The 7030-nt window shown below is 64.7% G+C and carries 7 protein-coding genes; 5 read left to right on the forward strand and 2 right to left on the reverse strand.

All coding sequences use genetic code 11. The features are described 5' to 3' along the window. Nucleotides 1-158 precede the first annotated feature (158 nt). Nucleotides 159-692: a hypothetical protein gene (locus AC1DUB_RS15105; RefSeq protein ID WP_477719401.1), complete on the forward strand. Its 534-nt coding sequence runs from the start codon at nt 159-161 to the stop codon at nt 690-692. A 90-nt stretch (nt 693-782) separates the two neighbouring features. Here the strand turns inward: AC1DUB_RS15105 and AC1DUB_RS15110 are convergent, their stop codons facing one another. Then, nucleotides 783-2651, reverse strand: coding sequence for a phosphoenolpyruvate carboxykinase (GTP) (locus tag AC1DUB_RS15110; RefSeq protein WP_477722007.1), 1869 nt, complete (start codon nt 2649-2651; stop codon nt 783-785). A 409-nt stretch (nt 2652-3060) separates the two neighbouring features. On the opposite strand from AC1DUB_RS15110, the gene modA reads away from it, so the two are divergent. The 3 genes from modA (at nt 3061) to AC1DUB_RS15125 (ending at nt 5943) form a co-directional block, all read left to right on the forward strand. Continuing rightward, nucleotides 3061-3957 (forward strand): molybdate ABC transporter substrate-binding protein, encoded by an 897-nt coding sequence (modA, locus tag AC1DUB_RS15115; RefSeq protein ID WP_477730179.1) that lies wholly within the window; start codon nt 3061-3063, stop codon nt 3955-3957. A 124-nt stretch (nt 3958-4081) separates the two neighbouring features. After that, nucleotides 4082-4750 carry a molybdate ABC transporter permease subunit gene (gene modB / locus AC1DUB_RS15120; protein WP_477719404.1) on the forward strand — a complete coding sequence of 223 codons (669 nt, stop codon included), beginning with the start codon at nt 4082-4084 and terminating at the stop codon, nt 4748-4750. 41 nt (nt 4751-4791) lie between these two features. Continuing rightward, nucleotides 4792-5943 carry an ABC transporter ATP-binding protein gene (locus tag AC1DUB_RS15125; protein ID WP_477730180.1) on the forward strand — a complete coding sequence of 384 codons (1152 nt, stop codon included), beginning with the start codon at nt 4792-4794 and terminating at the stop codon, nt 5941-5943. Nucleotides 5944-6021: 78 nt separating this feature from the next. Here AC1DUB_RS15125 and AC1DUB_RS15130 read toward each other — a convergent pair whose 3' ends face one another. After that, complete coding sequence (locus AC1DUB_RS15130; RefSeq protein WP_477730181.1) at nt 6022-6189, reverse strand: hypothetical protein; 168 nt, start codon at nt 6187-6189, stop codon at nt 6022-6024. Between the two features lie 125 nt (nt 6190-6314). Here AC1DUB_RS15130 and AC1DUB_RS15135 point away from each other — a divergent pair, with 125 nt between their 5' ends. Beyond that, nucleotides 6315-6779 carry a glycine zipper family protein gene (locus tag AC1DUB_RS15135; RefSeq protein ID WP_477730182.1) on the forward strand — a complete coding sequence of 155 codons (465 nt, stop codon included), beginning with the start codon at nt 6315-6317 and terminating at the stop codon, nt 6777-6779. Nucleotides 6780-7030 lie beyond the last annotated feature (251 nt).

Below are 7030 nucleotides of genomic sequence, written 5' to 3' on the forward strand. Positions count from 1 at the left end.
GAGGTGGTGTGGCTTGGTTTGGCCGGACTTTGTTATCACCATTGTGAATGATGTTTATCATAAAGATAAAGTTGAACAACATCAGTAATTACCCTAACATTCTCCTACCCGCTGCCAATCTTGCCAGTCGGGGCAGTTAACCAACGGAGGAGTTCACCATGACCAGCTTTGTCAATATCAAGTATTCCAACCAGCACCCCGGCGTCGCCCGTGTTGAGTCGGCCATTGATGCCGCCAAGCACCTGCGTCAGAGTTTCTCCGGCACGCGCGGCCTGGCCACGCTGCTGCTCTCCGCCATCGCCGCTGCGGTCATGGTGGTGGCCTACCAGGTGATGGACAGCGTCACGGAAGGCCATTTGCTGGTCATGTGGATCGCGCTCTGGGCCGCGGCCTTCGCTGCACTGGCACTGTTTGCGAGCACCGCGCGCAGCCTGGCAGCCCAGCTGAGAACCGGTCTGGCTGACTGGTCACAGAGCCTGGCACAGGCCCGCGCCGACCAGCGCATGTGGGCTGCGGCCAGGAATGACCCACGCGTGATGGCCGACCTGCAGGCCGCAATCCTGCGTGAAGAAGCCAACGCCGAGATCGCGCAAGCTGCACCGGCCGCCGCTTCGACACCGGTCACGGCAGCAGAGCGTACGGTGAAACTGGGCAGTTCGGTGATGCGCGCTTACCAGCGCAACTACATCTGAACTTCTGAGCCCCGGGCCGGGCCGCTGTTGCGGTAAGCCCCCAAAAAAAAGCCACCTCGCGAGGTGGCTTTTTTGTGTCCGGCGTTCCTGTCAGGCGGCCAGGCGTTTCTCAATCGCCGCCTTGGTCTCGCCCAGCTCTTTCGGCAGATGATGCTCAAGCTGCTTGAACAACTCGGCGTGCAGCTCCAGCTCCTTGAGCCAGGCCGCCTTGTCCATGCTGATCACGCTGCTGAACTGCTCGGCGCTGAAGTTGAGGCCGGTCCAGTTCAGGTCTTCGTAGCTGGGGCTGATGCCGGTGATGTGTTCATTGCCCTTGCCGCTGCCTTCAATACGGTCAATCATCCACTTCAGCACGCGCATGTTCTCGCCGTAACCGGGCCAGACGAATTTGCCATCCGCGCCCTTGCGGAACCAGTTGGTGGTGTAGATCTTCGGCAGCTTGGCGCCGGAACTGGCGAGCTTGTTGCCCACGTTCAGCCAGTGCTGGAAGTAGTCGCTCATGTTGTAGCCGGTAAACGGCAGCATCGCGAACGGGTCGCGGCGCACCACGCCGGCCTGGCCGGTTGCGGCTGCTGTCGTCTCGGAGCCCATGGTGGCCGCCATGTAGACGCCCTCCACCCAGTTGCGCGCTTCGGTCACCAGCGGCACGGTGGTCGAGCGGCGGCCGCCGAAGATGAAGGCATCGATGGCCACGCCTTTCGGGTCATCCCAGGCGCTGTCGAGCGCCGGGTTGTTGGTCGCGGCCACGGTAAAGCGTGAGTTGGGGTGGGCGGCCTTGGCGCCGGTTTCTTTCGCGATTTGCGGCGTCCAGTCGTTGCCCTGCCAGTCGATCAGGTGGGCCGGCAGCGCCTTGCCGGGTGCATCCTGCTCCATGCCTTCCCACCAGACGTCACCGTCGTCGGTCAACGCGACGTTGGTGAAGATCGTGTCGCGGTTCAGGCTGCGCATGCAGTTCGGGTTGGTCAGCATGTTAGTGCCGGGCGCCACGCCGAAATAGCCGGCTTCCGGGTTGATGGCATACAGCTTGCCATCGGCGGCAGGCTTGATCCAGGCGATGTCGTCGCCAATGGTGGTGACCTTCCAGCCGTCAAAGCCGGCGGGCGGCACCAGCATGGAGAAATTGGTCTTGCCGCAGGCCGACGGGAAGGCCGCCGCGACATGGTATTTCTTGCCCTCGGGGTTGGTCACGCCCAGGATCAGCATGTGCTCGGCCAGCCAGCCCTCGTCGCGGCCCATGTTGGACGCGATGCGCAGCGCAAAGCACTTCTTGCCGAGCAGCGCATTGCCGCCGTAGCCCGAACCGTAGGACCAGATCTCGCGGGTCTCGGGGTAATGCACGATGTACTTGGTCTTGTTGCACGGCCATGTCACGTCTTTCTGGCCAGCGGCCAGCGGCGCGCCCACCGTGTGCACGCAGGGCACGAACTCGCCATTGACGCCCAGCACGTCGAACACCGCCTTGCCCATGCGCGTCATGACTTTCATGTTGACCGCCACATAGGGGCTGTCCGACAGCTCGACGCCGATGTGCGCAATCGGCGAACCCAGGGGGCCCATGCTGAACGGCACCACATACATGGTGCGGCCCGTCATGCAGCCGTCAAACAGCGGCTGCAGCGTGGCGCGCATCTCGGCCGGGGCCATCCAGTTGTTGGTCGGGCCGGCATCTTCCTTGCGGGCCGAGCAGATATAGGTGCGGTCTTCCACGCGTGCCACGTCGGAAGGGTCGCTCTGCGCCAGGAAGCTGTTGGGGCGCTTGGCTTCGTTGAGCCTTTTAAAGGTGCCGGCATCGACCAGTTGCTGGCACAGGCGCTGGTATTCGGCGTCACTGCCGTCGCACCAGTACACGCGGTCAGGCTTGCACAGGACTACCATGTCGGCGACCCAGGCAATCAGTTTTGCGTTCTTGACATAGCTGGGCGTGCCCAGATCCAGTCCTTGCATGACGGGGTGATTCATCGAAAAAACTCCAAAGTTAAAAAGCGCTATTTCGATAAACGCCGGTGGATGTCGCGATGCAGCAGTTGCTGTGACACGGGGCGTCTGTCGAAATGGCGCTGGCTGCAGATTCAGGCGAGACCGGCTCCGGCCCGAAACAATCGGCGACTACCATCGGACACTCTCGGTCGGCGAGCGGAACCGCAAGCCGAAGCTGCGGGGGCGCTGCGGCAAAAAAGCGGCTGGTGGGCTGCTTTTGGGGGGTGCACGGGCCGACCAAAAATTCATTTTAAGAAGATCGCGATGGGTTACCTAGAAGTTACGGTCAAAAGATATGCAAAACTTGCATGAGGTTATGCGTGAAATATCCGGGGTCATGGCGGCCGTGACCTGGCCGGGTGAATGCACCAAAAAAAGGAGAAGTCGTTTCATGAAACCCCCGTTTCCCGACGCGGTGATCGCGCTGCCAGGCCGCGTACGCCAGGCTTTGTTCCGGGCCCGGTTCGGGCTTCTTCAGGTGCGGGCGCGGCATGCTGCGGCCGGGCTGCTGCAAATGGCCTTGGCGCTTCAGCTGGGGCTTGGACTGGCGAGTCCGGCGTCGGCGCAGAACACGCAGAATACGCAGGACATGGACGGCTCCAGGCCTGCCTTGGTCGCGGCGGCGGCCAACCTGCAGCCGGTGCTGGCGGAACTGGTGCCGCTGTTTGAGCGTGAACAGAAAAGCCGGGTCAGGATCAACATCGGCTCGTCCGCCAACCTGGTGCGGCAGATCCAGCAGGGTTTGCCGGCCGAACTCTTCCTGTCGGCCGACGAAGACTTCGCGCTGCGCCTGGCCGATGCCGGGCTGACGCTGGACCGCGGGCTGGTGTATGCCACCGGGCGCCTGGTGCTGCTGGTGCCGGCCGACTCCCCACTGGCGCTGGACCCGCAGTTGCGCGGACTCAAAGCCGGCTTGGGCCAGGTCCAGAAATTTGCCATTGCCAACCCCGAGCTGGCGCCCTATGGCAAGGCGGCGGTGCAGGTGCTGCAAAAGCTGGACCTCTGGCCCGCCGTGCAGGGAAAAATCGTGCTCGGGGAAAACATCGCCCAGACCACGCAGTACGTCAGCACAGGCGCCGCGCAGGCCGGCATCACGGCTTTGTCACTGGCGCTGGCGCCCGAGCTGGCGACACGCGTGCGTTATGTGCTGCTGCCCGATGACCTGCACGCGCCGGTGCGCCAGCGCATGGTGCTGCTCAAAAATGCCGGGCCCGCCGCCCGCGCGTTTTACGAATTTCTGCAGTCAGCGCGCGCGAAGGCCGTGCTTTCGCGCTACGGCTACGTTTGAGGCCGGTGCCCGCCCTGATCAGGCCTTTTCAGGCCTTTTGCCGTCTTGCCGTGCCCGGTGTCCTGCCTGCTGTCCTTTGACGGCATTTCCTGCCATGTGCAACCGTTTGCGACAATAGGCCGCTATGGACTGGCAAGCCGCTCGCGTATCCCTGACCCTGGCCGTCTGTTCGGCGGTGCTGCTGTTGCCGCTGGGCGTGTGGCTGGCGCGCTGGCTCGCCATCACGCCCTGGCGCGGCCGGCCCGTGGTGGAGGCCCTGCTGATGCTGCCTTTGCTGCTGCCGCCCACCGTCATCGGCTTTTACCTGCTGATCACGCTGGGCCAGGGCTCGGCGGTGGGTGGCTGGCTGGCGCGCGCACTCGGCCTGCGACTGGTCTTCAGTTTCGAGGGCCTGCTGCTGGCCAGCGTGCTGGTCAACCTGCCCTTCATGGTGCAGCCGCTGCAGCGCGCCTTTGCCGCCATTCCCGGCAGCTTGCGCGAAGCGGCCTGGGTTTGCGGCCTGAGTCCCTGGCGCGCCTTCTGGAAAATCGAGCTGCCGCTGGCCTGGCCCGGCCTGCTGGCAGGCGTGGCCCTGACCATGGCGCACACGCTGGGCGAGTTTGGCGTGGTGCTCATGGTCGGCGGCAGCATTGCCGGTGAGACCAAAACCCTGTCGATTGCGATTTACGACCGGGTGCAGGCCTTTGACATGCCCGCCGCCCACGTGATGGCGCTGGCCCTGGTGCTGGCTTCGCTGGGCGCGCTGGCGCTTGTTTTTGCGGCCGGCAAGGCGCACCCGCTGCAGGACAGATAGCGCCTGGCGCTGTCATCTTGCCCGCTCCCACCCGACACCCCATGCTGCAGGTCTCACTTCAAAACCACGGTCCGATCCGGCTCAATGCCGGCTTTGACTGCGCCCCTGGCGAGTTGCTGGCGCTGCTGGGCCCCTCGGGCAGCGGCAAGACCAGCGTGCTGCGCGCGGTGGCGGGTCTGCTGCGAAGCCCGGGCCTGCAGGGCCGCGTCAGTGTCGGCACGGGCGTGGAGGATGTCTGGTTTGACAGCGCAGGCGGCATCCGCCGGGCGCCGCAGCAGCGCCGTGTCGGCCTGGTGTTTCAGCACTATGCCTTGTTTCCGCATCTGACGGCCATTGAAAATGTAGCGCTCGCCGCCCATCCTGCGAGAGCCAAAGCCTATTTTGATGCCCTGTTTGAGCGCATGGGGCTGGCGGGCCTGCAAGCCCGGCGACCGCACCAGCTGTCCGGCGGCCAGCAGCAGCGCGTGGCACTGGCGCGGGCGCTGGCGCGTGAGCCCCAGGTGCTGCTGCTCGACGAGCCTTTTTCGGCGGTGGACGCGCCGACACGCCAGACGCTGTACCGGGAACTGGCGGCCTTGCGCCAGAGCGTGGCGATTCCCATGGTCCTGGTGACGCATGACCTGAGCGAAGCGCGCCGGCTGGCCGACCGGGTGGTGATCCTGGATGCCGGCGAGTCGCTGCAGGTGGGCCCGCCCGCCCGGGTGTTTGCCAGCCCCCGCAACGCCCGGGTTGCCGAGCTGGTGGGTATCCAGAATCATTTCCAGGGACGGTTTTTTTCCAACAGGCCCGCCGATGCGCCCGGTTTTGGCCGCCTGGTCTGGCATGGCGAGGCGCCAGCCAGCGACAGTCCGGAGGGCCTGCCGGGTACGGCGGACGTCAGCCTGGCGGTGATTGACAAGGGGCGGCTGGATGATGGCGCCGAAGTGTCCTGGGTGGTTGCCGGTGAGTTGCTGGACCTGTCGGTCACGCCCCCGGCGCAGGCGGTCAATACCTTTTCCTGCACCCTGCAGGAGGTCTTGCCGCTGGGCGAGATCAGCCTGTGCACCCTGGTGCCATCGCAGCTGCCGTCGCAATGCCTGACGCTGAACCTGTCGACGGCTGCCCTGCGGCAGCTCGGCGCCGAGCCCGGAAGCGTGCTGCACCTGCACATTCCGCCGCAAGCCGTTCACATCATGCCGGTGCGGCAGGGCTGAAGCGCTGAAGGGGTTGCCGGCTTGCCTAACGAAAAAGTCCGCCTGCGGCGGACTTCGGCGTTCCCGGAAGAGGGCGTATCAGGCCAGGAATACGGCGATGAAAGCCAGCAGGAACATCAGCACGCCACCGACGACAGGCAGCACCAGGGGCATCAGCGGCGCGATGGCATCCACTACATCCTGGTCTTCGGCAGGGGTGGGGCTGCTGTGCGCTGCATGGGTGGTGTGATTGGCTGAGCTGGACATGGTGGTTCCTGGAAAGTCTTGATAACTTTTGGGATTTTACCTTTATGGCCCGGGCAGCGGCAATTACCTGCCTGCGGTAATCTTCAGGCTGTCAAATCAGTTGAAGGAAGCAGTTGAAGGAACGCATGAACACATCGGCCAGAATTTTTGCAGTGTGCGCCGTGTCGGCCGCCGTGGCCCTGCTGTCTGCCTGCGCGACCAGCGGGCCCGGCAGCCCGTCGGCCAGGCCCGTGCTCTATCCCAATGCCACGCTCAACCGCGTCGGCGAGGTGCAAGGCCGGGCCGAGGCCGACGCCTGCATGTCGCGCGCCGTGTCGGCCGGCCTGACGCCCGAGCAACGGAGCAATGAAGTGGGCCGCCGGGCCGGCGAGGGTGCAGCCACAGTGGGCGTCGCCTCCGCGGTCGGCGCGCTGATCACGGGCCGCGGCACCGAGGGCGTGTTGCGGGCTGGCGCTGCAGGGGCCGCGGTGGGCGGCTCGGCCGGTGCGGTCTCGGGTGCGTTCCATAGCGACCGGCCCAACACCACCTACCGCAGCTTCGTGCAGCGCTGCCTGAGCGAAAAGGGCTTTGACGTGATCGGCTGGAACTAGGGCCTGTGAACGCTATTTATGCAAATGCGAATGGGGTGAAAACAGCGCCAATCAAGGCGCGCGACGACGCCCAGACCGGGCGTCTGGGCTAGGAGCGCAACGCAGAGTGGCGCTGTTTTCACCCCATTCCCTTCGGGTTGCGATCAAAAAGGCCCTGCGCGGCGTTGCAAAGCCTTGGCGGGGTCTACCCCGCCTGCGTTTTGCGCCTTGCTCATGGCCTTTTTGACTCGCAACGCATCTTGCATAAATAG

It is taken from the genome of Polaromonas sp. P4_F9 (assembly GCF_056401235.1).

Coding starts and splice junctions, on each gene's coding strand:
- AC1DUB_RS15105 (WP_477719401.1), top strand. CDS start 159: ATGACCAGCTTTGTCAATATCAAGTATTCCAACCAGCACCCCGGCGTC.
- AC1DUB_RS15110 (WP_477722007.1), bottom strand. CDS start 2,651: ATGAATCACCCCGTCATGCAAGGACTGGATCTGGGCACGCCCAGCTAT.
- modA (WP_477730179.1), top strand. CDS start 3,061: ATGAAACCCCCGTTTCCCGACGCGGTGATCGCGCTGCCAGGCCGCGTA.
- modB (WP_477719404.1), top strand. CDS start 4,082: ATGGACTGGCAAGCCGCTCGCGTATCCCTGACCCTGGCCGTCTGTTCG.
- AC1DUB_RS15125 (WP_477730180.1), top strand. CDS start 4,792: ATGCTGCAGGTCTCACTTCAAAACCACGGTCCGATCCGGCTCAATGCC.
- AC1DUB_RS15130 (WP_477730181.1), bottom strand. CDS start 6,189: ATGTCCAGCTCAGCCAATCACACCACCCATGCAGCGCACAGCAGCCCC.
- AC1DUB_RS15135 (WP_477730182.1), top strand. CDS start 6,315: ATGAACACATCGGCCAGAATTTTTGCAGTGTGCGCCGTGTCGGCCGCC.